This window comes from Cupriavidus sp. 05N40, from assembly GCF_056397305.1.
In genome coordinates, this window is the sequence record NZ_JBFTND010000161.1 from 1 (window position 1) to 17,369 (window position 17,369).

The following is a 17,369-nucleotide window of genomic DNA, read 5'->3' on the forward strand; positions in this document are numbered from 1 at the left end:
GGCGATCACGGCGAGCTGGCCGACCAGGACTGGCGCGGCCAGCTCGCCGATGCGGCGGAGATCCTGCAGCAGTTTCATCCGATGGGCCGGCGCGCCGGGGCGCGGCCGGGCAACTGTTGAGTGTGTTCTAGGAGTGGCGCGGCAAGCGGCGCTGCGGCAGCGTCGGCTTGGCTGGCGGCACCTTCGACATATCCACGAGGCGGTACATGCGGAAGCGTTCGTCGCGGTCCGACGGCCGGCGACCTTCCCAGATCAGCCGCCATTCGAAATGCGAAATGCTGGTCGGCTCGCCATAGTCGACCGCGTCGTGGCGCAGCAGGATATCGCAGCCATCGGACGGGCCGCCGAAGCGGATATGGCCGAAGTACGCGAACGATGCCAGCTGCGCGTCGCCCATGCGGATCGGCTGCACGCAGTTGTAGGTAGCGGGCAGCGCCATCGACGCGGCCTGGGCCACGTCGCGGTAGGTCTTGCCATAGTTGATCGACGGCATCCACAGCGTCATGGCCAGCACCCACATCAGCGTGGTGCCGGCAGCCGAGATCACCACCGGGCGCCAGATCTGCTTGGGCGCGCGCGAAAGACGCCAGCGCACGATCAGCACCCAGGCCGCCGTGACGACCAGCGCGTAGGCCACCGCGCTGACAGTGAAGTCCTGCTGGAAGCCCGGCAGCAGGCGATGGATGTTGGCGGCGATGCGCGGCGGCTGGCCGGTCGTGCGGGCGATCCACATGAACCAGACGAAGCCGCCGAAGATCGTGAAGAACAGCAGCGCGAACCAGTCGATCGCATTGATGGCGGCGCGTGTCAGCGTGGGCAGGCCGAAGGCGGCCAACACCGCCATCGGCGGCAGCAGCAGGATGAACTGCACGTCGCCGGGCTGGCGCAGCAGGAACAGCAGCAGCAGTGGCGGCACCAGCAGCGCCAGCGGCAGCGCCACATGCGGCGCGCGGCGCATGCCCGACCAGCTCAGCCATGCCCAGCATGCGATCGGCCAGACCGGCCAGGTAAACAGCAGCAGGTTGCGCGCGACGAAGTTGAGTGCGATGGCATTGGRCGCGCCGTAGGTGCGGCGGTCGTAGCGCGACCACTCGCGGATGAAGGTCACCGCATCGTTGTGGTCGGTGGCGCCCAGGTAGGCGGTCGCCATCCACGCGGCCACCATGGCCAGCGCCAGCGGCACGCTGGCCATCAGCATGCGCGGCAGGGGCAGGGGCTTGCAGGCCAGCCCGCAGACGATGATGGACGCCAGCAGCACCAGCGGCAGCACCGGTCCGCTCGACAGGGTCAGCGCGCCGAGCCCGGCGCCCAGCCAGAGCCCGCCCTGCAGCGGCTTGTCCAGGCTGCGCACCATGCCGTACAGGCTCATGGCGACGAAACAGACCTGGCCGACCTGGGGCGTGGTTTCGTGGCCGCGCATGGCCAGGCCCACGCAGGCCAGGAAGATCAGCAGCGCGCCGTCGGCCAGCGTGCGGCCGTAGTCGCGCGCATTGGGCTGGCCGCCGAAGACATAGGCAAAGGGCTGGACCTCGGCGCGGCGGCCGAGCAGATAGGTGGCGTACCAGATCAGCGCGCAGGTGCCGAAGTAGAACAGCGCCGTGGCAAGGCGCGAGGCGTCGGGCGCGCCCAGCCAGCCGCCGAACAGGCGGATCATGGCGGCGCCGACCCAGAACACCAGCGGGCCGTCGTCGCCATAGGGCCGGCCTACGATATTCGGCATCAGCCAGTCCTGCACGCCACCGGTAGCCAGTTGCCACATCACCCCGAAGCCGGCCGCATCCTCATTCTTCCACGGGTCGCGGCCGAACAGGCCGGCCAGGCCGTAGATGATGCAGATGGCCAGCAGCAGTCCGCGCGGAAGCGCGCCGGTGGCGGCTGCGGTGAGGTGGACTCGGGAAGTCTTGGCTGCGCTCATGGATCGGTGGGGCTTGGGGGCGGCCGAATGGGCGCCTCCGGTTGGCTACGCCTGCGCCGGCGCGCTGGGCGCGAAGAAGGCAAGAGCACGGAGAATGCAAAAGCAAAGAGGCAGCCGATGCTGCCTCTTTGCTTGGGTGCGCGGCGCCGGAGCATCGTCCGAGGCCGTGCTGCGAGCGGGCTCGCGCAGCGGATTACTTCGCTGCGGCCTTGCCCAGCTTGCTGCCGAACTTCTGGCGGAACTTCTCGACGCGGCCGGCCGTGTCCATGATCTTCTGGGTGCCGGTGTAGAACGGGTGCGATTCCGACGAGACTTCGATCTTGGCCAGCGGGTATTCCTTGCCTTCGTGAACGATCGTGTCGCGGGTCTGGATCGTCGAGCGGGTCACGAACTTGAAGTCGTTCGACACGTCGTGGAACAGGACTTCGCGGTAATTCGGGTGAATGCCTTCTTTCATGGTGCTTCCTTTCAGGTTGGGTAGCCAGTCCGCTGCATGCCGCGCTGCCGTTGCCTAAGCTCCGGCGGAACCGGGCTGGCAGTGTCGCGGCGAACGAACCACTTGCCGATAACGGACAAACCGGGATTATCGCAGAAAAACAAAAAGCTGGGCAAGATTTGCGAGCGCCCCGGATGAATTGGCCGGCCATGCCGGCGTATCGGTGACGAATCACATCGAGGCCGGATCCTGGCGGTAAAACGTGGACAGTACGCCATACAGGGCCGGCCAGTGCTTGCGCAGCCTGTCCGGTTCCACGAAGAAGGTCTCCGAGGCCACGGCAAAGAACTCGCTTGGCGCTTCGCAGCCGTAGGGGTCGATCACGCGCAGCGCCGGCGGCAGCCGCTCGGGATGGTCCCAGGCGTGGTCGGATTGCCGGTCGCAGGCATCGGCGAAGCGGTCGTATTCGGTCAGCAGGGTCTCGGCCCATTGCTCGCGGTCCACGCCGGCATGCAGCACGCGCGAGAAGGGCGGCACGCCGTCCGGCTCGCCGTCGAGCATGTCGAGCTTGTGGGCGAACTCGTGGATGACGACGTTATAGGTGTCGTCGGGGTGGGCGTGGCGGCCGCCGGTCCCCGTTCCCGGCGTGCGCACGTCGGGCCAGGACAGGATCACCGGCCCATGTTCCCAGGCTTCGCCGCTGGCTTCTTCCACCACGCCATGCACGAGGCCGATATCGTCCTCGACGGTGCGCCGGATGATGAACTCGCCCGGATAGAGCACGATGCCGCGCCAGCCGCGATACCACTCGATGCCGAGCTTGAGGATGGGCACGCAGGCCTGCGTCGCCACGCTGGTCACCATCTCGTCGGCAAGCGGCAAGTCGTGCGCGGTGGAGAATTCCTTCTCGGCGATGAACAGCGTGGCAAGCTCGCGCAGCGCGGCGAGGTCGTCGGCGCCGTAGCGCTGCACGAACGGCAGCGTCGCCACCGTGTGTTCCCAGAGCGAGTCGGGGATGGCGTAGTGCTCGAGCTTGCGTCCGCGCGCGCGGTCTTTCAGGAAGTGGCTCAGTCTGCCGAACATGATTCTCCTGCAGATAGGGTGCCGGGATGGCGCCTCGGGCGGGCGCGGCGTGCAAAGCAGAAGGGCGTGCCGTGGCACGCCCTTCTGTGCGATACGCGCGCGCCGCGGCGCGCGGTACAGCCAGCGGTCAGCCGCCTCTGCGCATCATATCGAAAAACTCGGCGTTGTTCTTGGTCGCCTTCATCTTGTCGAGGATGAACTCCATGGCCTGCACTTCGTCCATGTCGGAGATGAACTTGCGCAGCACCCACACCTTCTGCAGGATTTCCGGCTTGATCAGCAGTTCCTCGCGGCGGGTGCCGGACTTGTTCAGGTTGATCGACGGATAGACGCGCTTCTCGGCCAGGCGGCGCTCGAGGTGCACTTCCATRTTGCCGGTGCCCTTGAACTCTTCGTAGATCACGTCGTCCATGCGGCTGCCGGTTTCGATCAGCGCGGTGGCGATGATGGTCAGCGAACCGCCTTCTTCCAGGTTACGCGCGGCGCCGAAGAAACGCTTCGGGCGTTGCAGCGCGTTGGCATCCACACCGCCGGTCAGCACCTTGCCCGAGGCCGGCACCACCGTGTTGTAGGCGCGCGCCAGGCGCGTGATGGAGTCCAGCAGGATCACCACGTCGCGCTTGAGTTCGACCAGGCGCTTGGCCTTCTCGATCACCATTTCGGCGACCTGCACGTGACGGATGGCGGGTTCGTCGAAGGTCGACGCCACCACCTCGCCGCGCACCGAACGCAGCATTTCCGTCACTTCTTCCGGGCGCTCGTCGATCAGCAGCACGAACAGGTCGGCTTCCGGATGGTTGTTGGCGATCGCGTGGGCGATGTGCTGCAGCATCACGGTCTTGCCCGACTTCGGCGACGCCACCAGCAGTGCGCGCTGGCCGCGGCCGATCGGCGCGATCATGTCGATGATGCGGCCGGTGATGTTTTCCTCGGCGCGGATTTCGCGTTCGAGCGTGAGCGGCCGGTTCGGGTGCAGCGGCGTCAGGTTCTCGAACATGATGCGGTTCTTCACCGCTTCAGGCGCCTGGCCGTTGACCTTGTCCACCTTCACCAGCGCGAAGTAGCGCTCGCCGTCCTTGGGGGTCCGCACCTCGCCTTCGATGGTGTCGCCGGTATGCAGGTTGAAGCGGCGGATCTGCGAAGGGCTGATGTAGATATCGTCCGTGCTCGCCAGGTACGACGTCTCGGGCGAGCGCAGGAAACCAAATCCGTCCGGCAGGACTTCCAGCGTGCCGTCGCCAAAGATGGTTTCGCCCAGCTTGGCGCGCTTCTTCAGGATGGCAAACATGAGCTCCTGTTTGCGCATCCGCTGTGCGTTGTCGATCTCGAGGGTCGCGGCCATTTCGAGAAGCGCAGACACGTGAAGCGATTTGAGTTCTGTCAGGTGCATAGACGAGGGGTACAGAGGCGCCCGGACGGGCTGGACCTAAAGAGGGGGGAAGAAATGAGCGGACGCTCGGGGAAGTTGTTGGTGCCATCTTAGCACAATCCGGCCGGTGCGCCAGAGCTGGCGCACGCACGTCGGATTGTGGCTACAGCGGGGCCGCGCCGGCCGGCGCCGCGCCCCGTGCAATCGTCTTACAGATTGCCGTCGAGGAATGYGGTCAGCTGCGACTTGGACAGCGCGCCGACCTTCTGCGCGGCAACCGCGCCATTCTTGAACAGGATCAGCGTGGGGATACCGCGGATGCCGAACTTGGCCGGCACTTGCTGGTTCTCGTCGACGTTGATCTTCGCGATCTGCAGCTTGTCGCCGTAGTCCTTTGCCACTTCGTCCAGGATCGGGGCGATCATCTTGCAAGGACCGCACCATTCTGCCCAGAAATCGAGCAGGACAGGCTTGTCGGACTGGAGCACGTCGGCGTCAAAGGAGGCGTCGCTCACATACTTGATTTGTTCACTCATGGCGGAAAACCTCTGGTTTCGCTCTGTTGATTTTGAAGGCGGGATTTGCCGAACCGCTACATTACACGAGTTTGCGCATGCCCGTAGGCGGGCGCCTCACCCGATGCCGGCTGTCCCGGGCGACGGGATGGCCAGGAAAGGCGGATGCTGCAGATATGTTACCAGTTGACGGAAATTCAATACCTGCCCCCCCAAGCTGTCAGTGCGCTGCCGTACGTGCAGGAAAAAGGTGATCCGAATGGGTGATCCGGCACGGCGGCGCTTGCATGCATTCTGCCCGCTAATGCCATGCCGGTGGAGTGATTGTATTAATGGGCGCGAGAGCTTTTCTCAATGGCGTCCCCGGGCCGTGGCCGCCGCCGTATGATTTATCGTGCACATACCCGGGTGTGCCTGGCATCTGGCTTTTCCATGTCAGGAGGCAAAGCCGGGCGCACTGCGGCGCGTAGAATAGAATCACGCGCACCACACAAGGCCATCGACCATGACGACCGACAATTCCTCCAAGCCCGATCCGCAAGAGTCGCCCACCGTGGCGCACCTGAGCGACGCGCTGGACCATATCAATAGCGCGGTGGAGCAGAACAGCATTGCCGGCGGCGCGGCCAGGGGCCTGCTGTACAGCGTGATCGAAACGCTCGGCGCGCTGATCGGCGATCCCGACCTCCCCGAACATGCCCGGTCGGGCTACCAGGGCCTGCTCGAGACCGCGCGCGAGATCCGCGCCCGCATCGAAGGTACCGGCCGCTGAAGACAGCGGGGCATCCGGGCGTTTCCAGCGCTTCCCCTGTTTCCTGCGTCCTTCGCGCTTGCGCGCGCCTGGTCGCCCGCGCGCGGCATGCAGCCGCGCTACCTGTCCGTGCGCCGCGCGGACGGAACGGGCGGCTGCGTTCCTGCGCCCGTGAGCGCCGCCTGGCGATCGCCATGACCTTCCTTCCGGCCGTCACTTCCGTTTCATGACTTCGCTGCAATTCCGCCCCGGTCCCGACTTCCTGCCGCAGGCCGCCGCCGCGGCCTGGTATTTCCTCGACCGCTGCGGGGAGCAGCAGGCCGCCGCACACGTGGTGGTGCCTACGGCGGCGCAGATCCCCGGCGTGCGCCAGGCGCTCGATGCCGCCGCGCGCGCGGCCGGTGCGCCGCGCCTGCTGCCGCGCGTGCTCACGCTCGGCCACTGGCTGCTGGATATGCCGCCCGACGCGCAGCCGGTGCGCAGCCATGCGGCGCGGCTGCTGGCGGTGCAGCAGGCCATCCGGTCGCAAGACTGGCTGCGGCGCGCATTCGGCGCCCAGACCGAAGCCGCCGCCTGGGGCCTGGCGCAGACGCTGCTCACCATCAGCGACGAGCTGAGCGCGCGCTGGCTCGACGACGCGGCCATCCGCGACGAGGATATCGACGGCGACGACCGCGCGGCCTTGCTGCAGGGCGCGCTGGAGCGGACCTACGCGCATCTGTCATCGCGCTTTCTCGGCGAGGAGGCGCGCATCGTGATGGCCTTCTGGCAAGCCTTGTCCGGCCCGGACGATCCCTTGCCGGCGCGCCGCCGCGCGCTGCACCGGCTCGCCACGCACGTCGACGGCCCCGTCATCTGGCTGGGCCCCACGCCGCCCACGCCGATCGACGAGGCGTTCCTGCAGCAGGCCGCGGAACTGGTGCCGGTGATGCGCATCGGCTACGACTGGACCGCACTGGCGCAAGGGCCGGACGAGGAGGATGGCGCCGGAAATGGCGCCGGAGATGGCGCGCAGGCTCACGACTGGTACGACACCTTGCTCGCGCTATGGCCCGAGGCGCGCCTGCCCGGGGCGCAGGCGTCCGCGGCAGGCCGCGCGCCGCCACGCGGCCTGCCGGCGCAGCGTCCGCGCGTGCGCGTGGTTGGCAGCGCGCGCTTCGAGGACGAAGCCGCGGCCGCGGCCGGCCAACTGGTGCAGTGGCTCAACGAAGGCCGGCGCCACGTGGCACTGGTCGCGCACGACCGCGTGGTCGCGCGGCGCGCGCGCGCCTTGCTGGCGCGCGCCGGCGCGCCGGTGCGCGATGAAACCGGCTGGAAGCTTTCCACCACGCGCGCCGCCGCGGCGCTGATGCGCTGGTTCGACCTGCTCAACCAGGACGGCAATACCGCGGCGCTGCTCGACCTGCTCAAGAGCCCGTTCTGCTTGCCCGATTTCGCCGGGCGCGGCGCGGCCATCGCCGCGCTCGAGCGGCAGATCCGCCGCGACGGCATCAGCGGTGGCTGGCGCCGCCTGCAGCAGCGCTTCGCGCCGGAGGCCAGGCGCGACAGCCTGGCCGAAGTGTCGGAAGCGTCCGGCGAGCCCGGCGAAGATGCACGCCACGCCGCGCGCGAGGCTGCCTGCGAGCTGGTGCAGCGGCTGGCCGCCGAGGCCGGCGAATGGCCGCGCGGCCGCACGCAGAAGCCGGTTTCCACCTGGCTTGAGCGGCTCGACGCCACGCTTGATGCGCTTGGCATGCGCGAGGCCCTGGCCGCGGACGACGCCGGCCGCCAGTTGCTCGACGCGCTGGCGCGCCTGGCCGAGCTGCCGCAGGACGAGACCGGCGCGGCCGCCACGCTCGACCTGGCGGAATTCCGCTCGATGCTGTCGGCGCTGCTCGAATCCGTGGCCTACAAGGAGCCGTCGGCCAGCGGCTCCGCGCGCATCGCCATCCTGCCGCTCAACGGCGCGCGCATGCGACGCTTCGACGGCGTGGTGGTGGTCGGCTGCGACGATGGCCAGCTGCCTTCGAGCGCGGCCGAGCTGATGTTCTTCTCCAACCAGATGCGCCGCGAGCTCGCGCTGGAAGACCGCGAAGTCCGCTTCGCCCAGCAGGCGCGAGATCTCGCCGAGGTACTGCTCAACAACGACGACGTGATGCTGACCTGGCAGCGCCTCGGCGCGCGCGGCGAACCCAAGCACGTCTCGGGCTGGCTCGAGCGGCTCAGCGCGCTGTGCTCGCGCGCGGGGGTGCCGATCGAGGCCAGCGCCTTGCCGCTGCTGCACGACACCTTTGCCGAGGTCGGCGGTATGCCGGCCCCGGCGGCATCGGAGCTGGTGCCTGCGCGCTGGAGCGCGCAGGCGTACAACATGCTGCGCCGCTGTCCGTATCAGTTCTTCGCCGGCCGCATGCTCGGCCTGGCTGGTCTCGAGGTGGTCAGCGACGATCTCGAAAAGCGCGATATCGGCGAACTGCTGCACCGCGTGCTGTTGCGCTATCACCGCGAGGCCGCGCAGGATGGCCTGCGCCATGACGATGCGCGCCTGGCGCGGCTGCGCGAAATCTCCGAACACGAATTCGGCGCGCTGATGCGCGAGGACGGCAACGCCATCGGCTACTACCGGCGCTGGTGCGAAGTGCTGCCGTCCTACGTCGCGTGGCAGGCCGAGCGCGAGGCGCAAGGCTGGTTCTGGGATGGCGGCGAACTTGACGCTACGGTCGACCTGGCCATGCCGGATGGCCAGCCGCTGCGCGTCAACGGCCGCATCGACCGGCTCGACCGCGCGCGCGACGGCAGCCGCGCGGTACTGGACTACAAGACGCAGAGCGTGCTGCGCCTCAAGCGCAAGGTCGCGGATGTGGAAGAGGATTGCCAGTTGCCGTTCTATGGATTGCTGCGCGCCGACGTGAAGGTCGGCAGCTGGGTGGCGCTCGAGGGCACCAGGGACGGGACGCCCGCGTCCCAGCGCGAGGTGGGCCTGCCCGATTTCGATGCCGCCGTGGCGTGGCTCGCGCGCCAGTTGCGCGAGGACGTGATGCGCCTGCGGCAGGACGCGCCCATGCCGGCCTTCGGCGACGCCAGCGCATGCACCTATTGCACCGCGCGAGGGCTGTGCCGCAAGGGCTTCTGGGAGAGCACGGCATTGCCGCCGCAGGTCGGGGGGCGGGCATGAGCATCCACGCCTATCTGCGCGACGGCGCAGCGGTCGCCGAAGCGGAGTTCACGCGCGCGGCGTGCGATCCCGCCGCCTCGGTGGTGGTGGAGGCCTGCGCCGGCAGCGGCAAGACCTGGCTGCTGGTGGCGCGCCTGCTGCGCCTGCTGCTGGCGGGCGCGGCGCCGCACGAGATCCTCGCCATCACCTTCACGCGCAAGGCCGCGGAGGAAATGCGCGAGCGCCTGCTGGAAGTGCTGGCGCAGCTCGCGCGCGACGATGACGAAGCCGTGATTGCCGCGCTGGTCCAGCGCGGGCTGCCGGAGGCTGCCGCGCGCGCCGCGCTGCCGCGTGCGCGCGGGCTGCATGCGCAGGTGCTGGCCGCGCCGGGTCGCATGGCGATCGACACGTTCCATGGCTGGTTCGGCACGCTGTTGCGCGGCGCGCMGCTGGCATCGGGCATCGTGCCCGGCGCCACGCTGCGCGAGGACGCGCTGCGCATGAAGCGCGAGGCGTGGGCGCCGTTCTGGCAGGCCCTGGCCACGCCGCCGTATGCCGCGCTGCGCGCGGCGTTCGAGCAGCTGGTGGACGCCATCGGCGAATTCCAGGCGCGCGCCTTGCTCGATGCCATGTTCCATGCGCGCAGCGAGTGGCTTGCCTTCAAGGAGAGCACCGATCCCGCCGAGGCGCTGGCCGCCGATCTCGGCGACGACGCGCGCGTCGACGTATTGCTCGAGGTGCTGGCCGACGACAGCTGGCTCGACGCCTGCCAGGACATGGCATCGCAACTGGGGCGCGGCGGCAAGACCGAGCAGGCTCACGCCACGCGCCTGGTGGACGCGCTGATGGCGATCCGCGCCTGGCGCGAGAGCGGCGGCGAAGGCGGCGAGCCCGCCGAGCGCGCCTTCGTGGTCCTGCGCGATGCGTTCTTCACCGCCGCCGGCAAGCCGCGCTCGCTGCGCGCCACATCCGCGCTGACCAAGGCGCTGGGCGGTGAAGCCGCGGTCGAGGCGTTCGTGGCCGGGCATGGCGAGTTCTGCGCCGCGCTGGAGCGGGTGGCGCAGCGTCGTTGCGAGGCCGCCGTGCTGGCCGTCAACCTGGCGCTCTACGAACTCGGCGATGCGCTGCTGATGCGCTACCAGCATCACAAGTCCGAGCAGCGCGCGATGGATTTCGCCGACCTGGAATGGCTGGCGGCAAAGCTGATGCGCGACGAAGAAACCGCCACCTATCTGCAGGTCCGCCTCGACGCGCGCTACCGTCACCTGCTGCTCGACGAGTTCCAGGACACCAATCCGCTGCAGTGGCGCATCCTGCAGGGCTGGCTGGCTGGCTATGCAGGGCTGGGCGAGCGGCCCACGGTGTTCCTGGTGGGCGACCCGAAGCAGTCCATCTATCGTTTCCGCCGCGCCGACGCGCGGCTGTTCCAGGCCGCCAGCGAGATGCTGCAGGCCGGCTTCGGCGCCACCGTGCTGCGCACCAACCGCACGCGCCGCAACCGGCCCGAGGTGCTCGACTGGGTCAATGCCGTGTTCGATGGCGCGCGCGCCGACGGCCGTTATCCGCTGTTCGAGACCCAGACCACCGCGCTGGACGAGCCCGGCGGCCCGGTGTGGCTGCTGCCGCTGGTCGAGCCCGAGGCGCAATCCCACGAGGGCACGGAAGAGGGCGCGGAAGATGGCGCGGACGAAGCCCGCGATGCCGCGCCCGCCGCCACCCACCGCGACACCCTGACCCAGCCGCGCCAGCACGAGGGCGATTCGCTGCGCCTGGAGGAGGGCAGGCGCGTGGCCGCGTGGCTGCGCCATATCCGCGCCACGGTGCCGGTAGCGGACAGCGACGGCGCGCGCCCCGCGCGCTGGAGCGACATGCATCTGCTGGTACGCCGCAAGACCCACCTGGCGCAATACGAGCGTGCCTTCCGCGAGGCTGGCATCCCCTGCCTGAGCCCGCGCCGCGGCGGCCTGCTGGCCACGCTCGAGGCGCTCGACCTGTCGGCGCTGCTGGCCTTCCTGATGACGCCGGAGTCGGACCTGGACCTGGCCCACGTGCTCAAGAGTCCGCTGGTAGGCGCCACCGACGACGACCTGGTCGCCATCGCGCGCATGGCGCAGGCGCAGGAGCCGCGCCCGGGCTGGTGGGCTTGCCTGCGCGAGCAGGGCCTGCCCGAGTTTGCCAGCCCGGCGCTGCGCGATGGCGTGGCGCGCCTGCGCCACTGGCTGGAGGTGGCGCCGCACCGCCCGGTGCACGACCTGATCGACCATATCTATCACGGCGGCGAGGTGCGCCGGCGCTATGCCGAGGCCGCGCCCGCCGAGATCCGCGACCAGGTGCTGGCCAACCTCGATGCCTTCCTCAAGCTCTCGCTCGATCTCGACGGTGGGCGCTATCCGAGCCTGCCCAAGTTCATCGATGAGCTGCAGGAAATCCGCCGCGGCGAAGAGGGCGAAAGCCCGGACGAAGGTGGCATGGCGGACAACGCGGAAGACGCCGAGGGCGATGCCGATGCCGATGTCGCCGACAGCGCGCTGGACGCCGTGCACATCCTGACCGTGCACGCCGCCAAGGGCCTGGAGGCGCCGTTCGTGGTGCTGCTCGATGCCAACCACAGCGACGCCGCCGCCGACCGCGGCGGCATCCTGGTCGACTGGCCGCCGGCGTCGCCGGTGCCGGTGCATTTCTCCGCCTATGGCAAGCGCAGCACGCGCGGGCTGGCGCGCGCGCCACTGTTCGAAGCCGAGGCGGCGCTGGCCGAGCGCGAGAACTGGAACCTGCTCTACGTCGCGATGACGCGCGCGCGGCAGGGCTTGCTGGTGAGCGGCGTAAAGGGGCGCGCATCGCGCAGCGCCGAGAGTGCGCAAGGCAACCGCGAGATCGCCGGCAGCTGGTATGCGCGCCTGCAGGCGGCCGGGGTCGGCGCGTTGGTGGACGCCCGCCCGCCGTCGACGGCCCATGCCGACGGCGAGCGGCTGGCCGGCAACGATGCGCGCGTGCGCTATGCCGATTTCCGTCAGCGCTACCGCGAGGCGGCGGACACGCTGGTGCCGGCATACGAATGGGAGGATGAAGACAGCGCGCAGGAGCCCGCCGAAGACGACAGCCACGCCATCGTGTTCGATGCCGACGCGGCCCGTCATGGCGAGTTGCTGCACGCGTTGCTCGAGCGCATCACGCGCTATCCCGAGGCGTTCGAGGCATTCCCCGCGCCCGAAACGGTGATGCGCTGGTTTCCGCTTGCGGGTGGCGGCGACGCCCAGGCGCGCGAACTGTGGAGGACGCAGGCGCAGGCCGCGCTGGATGCCGCGCGCCTGATGCTCGACTCGGCGGCGCTGCGGCCGCTGCTGTTCCCGCAGGGTGCGCGCAGCGCCCGCAACGAGGTCGAGCTGTATGACGCGCGCGGCCGCCTGCTACGCATCGACCGCCTGGTGGAGTTCGACGCGCGCGTGGTGATCATCGACTACAAGCTGCGCCTGCTGCCGCAGGAGCATGCAGCCTACGCACAGCAGCTTGCGCGCTATGTGGCGGCAGTCAGGCCGATGTTTCCGGGGCGGCGCGTCGAGGCGGGCGTGGCCACGGCCGACGGCGAGTGGATCGTGGCTGATGCGCTGCAGGCTGCACGCCAGGGCTCCCTGTTCTAGACTTGTCCTGGATCAGGGCATGCGCTGGCCGGCGCGGCACAATAGGCGGGCCGGCGCGCATTGGCGAGCGAGGCGCGAAGCGACAGGCCACGGGCGTAGCGGTGCGCCGGCAAAACCAGTGCCGGCAAATACCAGAGTCGGCAAATACTCGATGATACGGGGAGGTCTTGCGAAAGGCGGGATTGCAGAGCGTACGCTGCAAGGAAGAATTGGGGGACGAGCCTGACCCTCGGCACTGGCGGAAAACGGCTGTGGCTGCTTCGTTCCCGACCTGACCAGGTTGACCGCGCCGCCATGCGAGGAGGCCCGTCCGGTGCGCATTGTAACCTAGAGCGGGCGGCTCTGGCGATTTCCCTCGAAATTGATCGGATGAATGGATCGGCTGGCGCGGGCCGGGGGCTTCCCGGCAGCGCCATATTGAAACCGTGCAGGCCGGCGGGCACCGCAGCCACAAGCCCGGCAAGACCAGCGAGAACCAGCGATGAATGCCAACGAACAGATGCTCCGTGCCACGCTGCCACCCCAGGACATCTCCACCGAAGTCCTGCTGGAGAAGTACGCCAAGGGCGAGGAAGCCACCATTGCCGATGTGCGCCTGCGCGTAGCACGGGCGCTTGCCGAGGCCGAAGCCCCGGCCGACCGCGAGCGCTGGGCCGAGCGCTTCCTGTGGGCACAGGAGCAGGGCTTCGTGCCGGCCGGGCGCATCAACTCCGCGGCAGGCACGCGCATCGAGGCCACCTTGATCAACTGCTTCGTGCAGCCGGTGGGGGATTCGGTGTCCGAGGCGCGCGGCGGCAAGCCCGGCATCTATACCGCCGTGGCGCAAGCGGCCGAGACCATGCGGCGCGGCGGCGGCGTGGGCTATGACTTTTCGGCGATCCGGCCGGCCGGCGCCCTGGTGCGGGGCACGCATTCGCGCGCCTCGGGGCCGGTATCGTTCATGAAGGTGTTCGACGCATCCTGCGCTACGGTGGAATCGGCGGGATCGCGCCGCGGCGCGCAGATGGGGGTGTTGCGCTGCGATCATCCGGATATCGAGACCTTCATCCACGCCAAGGACAAGGGGGACCTGACCAATTTCAATATCTCGGTCGGTGTCAGCGATGACTTCATGCGCGCGGTCGAGGCCAACGCCGAGGTGGAGCTGGTCCACGAGGCCGAGCCTGGCGCCGAGGTCATCGCCGCCGGGGCCTACCGGCGCGACGACGGCCAGTGGGTCTACCGCCGCGTGCCCGCCCGGCAGTTGTGGGACCAGGTCATGCAGGCCACCTACGACCATGCCGAGCCCGGCGTGCTGTTTCTCTCGCATATCAACGACGACAACAATCTCTACTACTGCGAACGCATCGAGGCCACCAACCCTTGCGCGGAGCAGCCGCTGCCCGCCTATGGCTGTTGCGACCTGGGCTCGATCGACCTGACCCGCTTCGTGCGCCAGCCTTTCGGCGCGGATGCCCGCTTCGATTTCGAGGCCTTCGCGGAAGTAGTGCGGCTGTCCGTGCGCATGCTCGACAACGTGCTCGATATCACGTTCTGGCCTTTGCCCGAGCAGCGCGCCGAAGCCCATGCCAAGCGCCGCGTCGGCCTGGGCTTCCTGGGCCTGGGCAGCGCGCTGGTGATGCTGGGCATCCGCTACGATGCCGAAGCCGGGCGCGCCCTGGCCGCGCGCATCGCCGAGACCCTGCGTGACACCGCCTACCTGGAATCTGCCGGCCTGGCGCGTGAGAAGGGCGCCTTCCCCCTGTTCAAGGCCGGCGAATACCTGGCCAGCGGCTTTGCGCGGCGGCTGCCGCAGACCGTGCGCGATGTCATTGCCCGCGACGGCCTCCGCAATTCGCACCTGCTCTCCATCGCGCCCACCGGCACCATCACGCTGGCGTTTGCCGACAATGCCTCGAACGGCATCGAGCCGGCCTTCTCGTGGACCTACAACCGCCGCAAGCGCATGGCGGACGACAGCTACCGGGTGTTCGAGGTGGCCGACCATGCCTGGCGGCTCTACCGCCATCTCGGCGCCGACATGGCGCAACTGCCGGACAGCTTCGTCACGGCGCTGCAGATGTCGGCGCTGGACCATATGAAGATGCTCGAGGCGGTGCAGCCCTATATCGATACCAGCATCAGCAAGACCGTCAACGTGCCGGAGGACTATCCCTACGAGGCCTTCCGGAATCTCTACCTGGAAGCGTGGCGGGCCGGGCTGAAGGGGCTTGCCACCTACCGCCCCAACAGCGTGCTCGGGGCGGTGCTGTCGGTGCCGGCGGACGCGCCGGCAGCGCCCGCCGCGACGGCGCAGGCCGACGATCCCCTGAGCAAGCCGTTCGGCAGCCGCCCGGTGGGCGACCTCGAAGGGGTGACATCCAAGGTCGAATACATGACCTACGAAGGGCACAAGACCGTCTATCTCACCGTCAACTTCATGCGTGTGGCCGGCGTGCTGGACGGCAAGCCAGTGGCGGTGGAGCGGCCGGTGGAATTCTTCATGCCGGCCGGGCAGCGCAATGACGGCCAGCAGTGGATCACCTCCACCATGCGCCTGCTGTCGATGGTGGCGCGCTCGGGCGGCTCCATCGCCAAGGCCCTGGCCGACATGCGCAATGTGGTGTGGGACAAGGGCACGGTGCGCTACGGCACGCTGGTGCGCCAGGACGGCAGCGAGGCGCCGCGCTTTCACGATTCCGAGGTGGCCGCGATCGGCTACGCCCTGCAGCGCATCCTGATCAAGCGGAGCTTCCTTGACGCCGAAGGTGGCCAGGTGCCGGTGGCGGCGCTTGCGGCGCGCCTCGCCGTGCTGGAGGGGAGGGGGCCGGAAGCGATCGGCGGGCAGGCGGCCGGCGCCGGGCAGCCGGCTCGCGCGGCGGGCCAGTCGGCGGCGGGCCTGGGCCTCGGTTCGGGCAAGCCCTGCCCCGAGTGCGGTGCCCATGCCTTGCACAAGGTCGACGGCTGCGCCAAGTGTGCCAATTGCGGCTACGTCGGGGAGTGCGGATAGCCGGCGCGGGCGCAGACCGCAAGCCGGAGCGCAAAGCCGGGTCAAATACAGGGGATCGCGCGAAGTCCCCGCTGGACGACGGCCGCCATTTGCTACAATCGCCGCCATGAGTTATCAAGTGCTAGCGCGCAAATGGCGCCCCCGGGATTTCACCACGCTGGTCGGCCAGGAGCACGTGGTCCGCGCGCTCACGCACGCGCTGGAGCAACAGCGGCTGYATCACGCCTACCTGTTCACCGGCACGCGGGGCGTCGGCAAGACCACGCTGTCCCGGATCCTGGCCAAGGCGCTCAATTGCCTCGGGCCGGACGGCAACGGTGGCATCACCGCACAGCCGTGCGGGGTCTGCAAGGCCTGCACCGAGATCGACAGCGGGCGCTTCGTCGACTACATCGAGATGGACGCGGCCTCCAACCGCGGCGTCGACGAGATGGCCTCCCTGCTGGACAAGGCGGTGTACGCGCCGACCGCGGGGCGCTTCAAGGTCTACATGATCGACGAAGTGCACATGCTGACCAACCACGCCTTCAACGCCATGCTGAAGACGCTGGAGGAGCCGCCCGCGCACGTCAAGTTCATTCTGGCCACCACCGATCCGCAGAAGATCCCGGTCACGGTGCTGTCGCGCTGCCTGCAGTTCAACCTCAAGCAGATGCCGCCGGGCCATATCGTCGGCCACCTCGACCATATCCTGGGCGAGGAAGGCATCGAGCGTGACGCCAACGCACTGCGCCTGCTGGCCCAGGCCGCGCACGGCTCGATGCGCGACGCGCTGTCGCTGACCGACCAGGCCATTGCGTACAGCGCCGGCCAGGTATCCGAGGGCGCGGTGCGCGGCATGCTCGGCGCCATCGACCAGAGCTACCTGGTGCAACTGCTGGACGCGCTGGCGGCCGAGGATGGCGCCGCCATGCTGGCGGTGGCCGATGGCATGGCCGATCGCAGCCTGTCCTTTGCGGGGGCGTTGCAGGATCTCGCCTCGCTGCTGCACAAGGTCGCGCTGGCCCAGGCGGTGCCCGCATCGGTGCAGGAAGAATGGCCGGAGGCCGCGGATGTGCGGCGCTTTGCCGGCAGCTTCGATGCGCAGGAAGTGCAACTGTTCTACCAGATCGCCAACCTGGGCCGCAGCGAGCTGGCCCTGGCGCCAGACGAGTACGCCGGCTTCACCATGACGCTGCTGCGCATGCTGGCCTTCCGTCCTTCGGCCAGTCCTGCGCCCGTTCCGGCGCAGGGCGGGGGTCAGCAGGCACGGCCCGCACGTGCCGCTGCGTCCGCGGGCCGCGCGGCCGCAGACGCTGCTGTCACCGCTGTCACCGCTGTCACCGCTGTCGCGCCCGCTGCCGTGGTGGCGGCTGCGCCGGTTTCGGCTCCCGCTGCTTCCGCACCCGTACATACCTTGCGTCCGCCCATCGCGGCAGCGCCGGCAGAGGCGCCGAGCCCGGCCCCCGCTGCCGCCGCGCCGGTGAGGATGCAGGAGCCGGCCGCGGCGCAGGTGGCCCCGGCCGCCGCCGCGCCCGCCGCTTCGGCCGCGTCGGCCCCGCTC

The 17,369-nt window shown here is 69.1% G+C and carries 10 protein-coding genes and 1 other RNA gene; 5 read left to right on the forward strand and 6 right to left on the reverse strand.

Features of this window, described 5'->3' with window-relative positions; translation table 11 throughout:
* Positions 1-127: 127 nt before the first annotated feature.
* The 5 genes from AC1DO7_RS29285 to trxA form a co-directional block, all read right to left on the reverse strand.
* A complete protein-coding gene (locus AC1DO7_RS29285; protein WP_477116872.1) occupies positions 128-1,915 on the reverse strand; it encodes an ArnT family glycosyltransferase in 1,788 nt (595 codons plus the stop codon).
* A 193-nt stretch (positions 1,916-2,108) separates the two neighbouring features.
* Entirely contained in the window at positions 2,109-2,372 is a 264-nt protein-coding gene (locus AC1DO7_RS29290; protein ID WP_420997545.1) for a type B 50S ribosomal protein L31, read from the reverse strand.
* Positions 2,373-2,582: 210 nt separating this feature from the next.
* The gene (locus AC1DO7_RS29295; protein ID WP_441618373.1) at positions 2,583-3,434 is read right to left on the reverse strand and encodes a M90 family metallopeptidase; all 852 of its coding nucleotides are present in this window, start codon (positions 3,432-3,434) and stop codon (positions 2,583-2,585) included.
* A 127-nt stretch (positions 3,435-3,561) separates the two neighbouring features.
* Positions 3,562-4,824 (reverse strand): transcription termination factor Rho, encoded by a 1,263-nt coding sequence (gene rho / locus AC1DO7_RS29300; protein WP_029043590.1) that lies wholly within the window; start codon positions 4,822-4,824, stop codon positions 3,562-3,564.
* 188 nt (positions 4,825-5,012) lie between these two features.
* Positions 5,013-5,339 carry a thioredoxin TrxA gene (trxA, locus tag AC1DO7_RS29305; protein ID WP_477116873.1) on the reverse strand — a complete coding sequence of 109 codons (327 nt, stop codon included), beginning with the start codon at positions 5,337-5,339 and terminating at the stop codon, positions 5,013-5,015.
* Between the two features lie 484 nt (positions 5,340-5,823).
* On the opposite strand from trxA, the gene AC1DO7_RS29310 reads away from it, so the two are divergent.
* From AC1DO7_RS29310 to AC1DO7_RS29320, 3 genes are all read left to right on the forward strand, one after another.
* Positions 5,824-6,090 carry a hypothetical protein gene (locus tag AC1DO7_RS29310; protein ID WP_441618375.1) on the forward strand — a complete coding sequence of 89 codons (267 nt, stop codon included), beginning with the start codon at positions 5,824-5,826 and terminating at the stop codon, positions 6,088-6,090.
* Between the two features lie 205 nt (positions 6,091-6,295).
* Complete coding sequence (locus AC1DO7_RS29315) at positions 6,296-9,220, forward strand: PD-(D/E)XK nuclease family protein (RefSeq protein WP_441618377.1); 2,925 nt, start codon at positions 6,296-6,298, stop codon at positions 9,218-9,220.
* The gene (locus tag AC1DO7_RS29320) at positions 9,217-12,837 is read left to right on the forward strand and encodes a UvrD-helicase domain-containing protein (protein ID WP_477116874.1); all 3,621 of its coding nucleotides are present in this window, start codon (positions 9,217-9,219) and stop codon (positions 12,835-12,837) included. The genes AC1DO7_RS29315 and AC1DO7_RS29320 overlap by 4 nt, the downstream gene beginning before the upstream one ends.
* A gap of 212 nt (positions 12,838-13,049) precedes the next feature.
* On the opposite strand, the gene ffs is transcribed toward AC1DO7_RS29320, so the two are convergent.
* Positions 13,050-13,148: signal recognition particle sRNA small type (gene ffs / locus AC1DO7_RS29325), an RNA gene on the reverse strand.
* Positions 13,149-13,318: 170 nt separating this feature from the next.
* On the opposite strand from ffs, the gene AC1DO7_RS29330 reads away from it, so the two are divergent.
* Both AC1DO7_RS29330 and AC1DO7_RS29335 read left to right on the forward strand, forming a co-directional pair.
* A complete protein-coding gene (locus AC1DO7_RS29330; RefSeq protein WP_441618381.1) occupies positions 13,319-15,826 on the forward strand; it encodes an adenosylcobalamin-dependent ribonucleoside-diphosphate reductase in 2,508 nt (835 codons plus the stop codon).
* A gap of 106 nt (positions 15,827-15,932) precedes the next feature.
* Positions 15,933-17,369 (forward strand): DNA polymerase III subunit gamma/tau (locus AC1DO7_RS29335; protein WP_477116875.1); only part of this gene is annotated, 1,437 nt, incomplete at its 3' end.

Coding starts and splice junctions, on each gene's coding strand:
- AC1DO7_RS29315 (WP_441618377.1), top strand. CDS start 6,296: ATGACTTCGCTGCAATTCCGCCCCGGTCCCGACTTCCTGCCGCAGGCC.
- AC1DO7_RS29310 (WP_441618375.1), top strand. CDS start 5,824: ATGACGACCGACAATTCCTCCAAGCCCGATCCGCAAGAGTCGCCCACC.
- AC1DO7_RS29295 (WP_441618373.1), bottom strand. CDS start 3,434: ATGTTCGGCAGACTGAGCCACTTCCTGAAAGACCGCGCGCGCGGACGC.
- AC1DO7_RS29290 (WP_420997545.1), bottom strand. CDS start 2,372: ATGAAAGAAGGCATTCACCCGAATTACCGCGAAGTCCTGTTCCACGAC.
- AC1DO7_RS29330 (WP_441618381.1), top strand. CDS start 13,319: ATGAATGCCAACGAACAGATGCTCCGTGCCACGCTGCCACCCCAGGAC.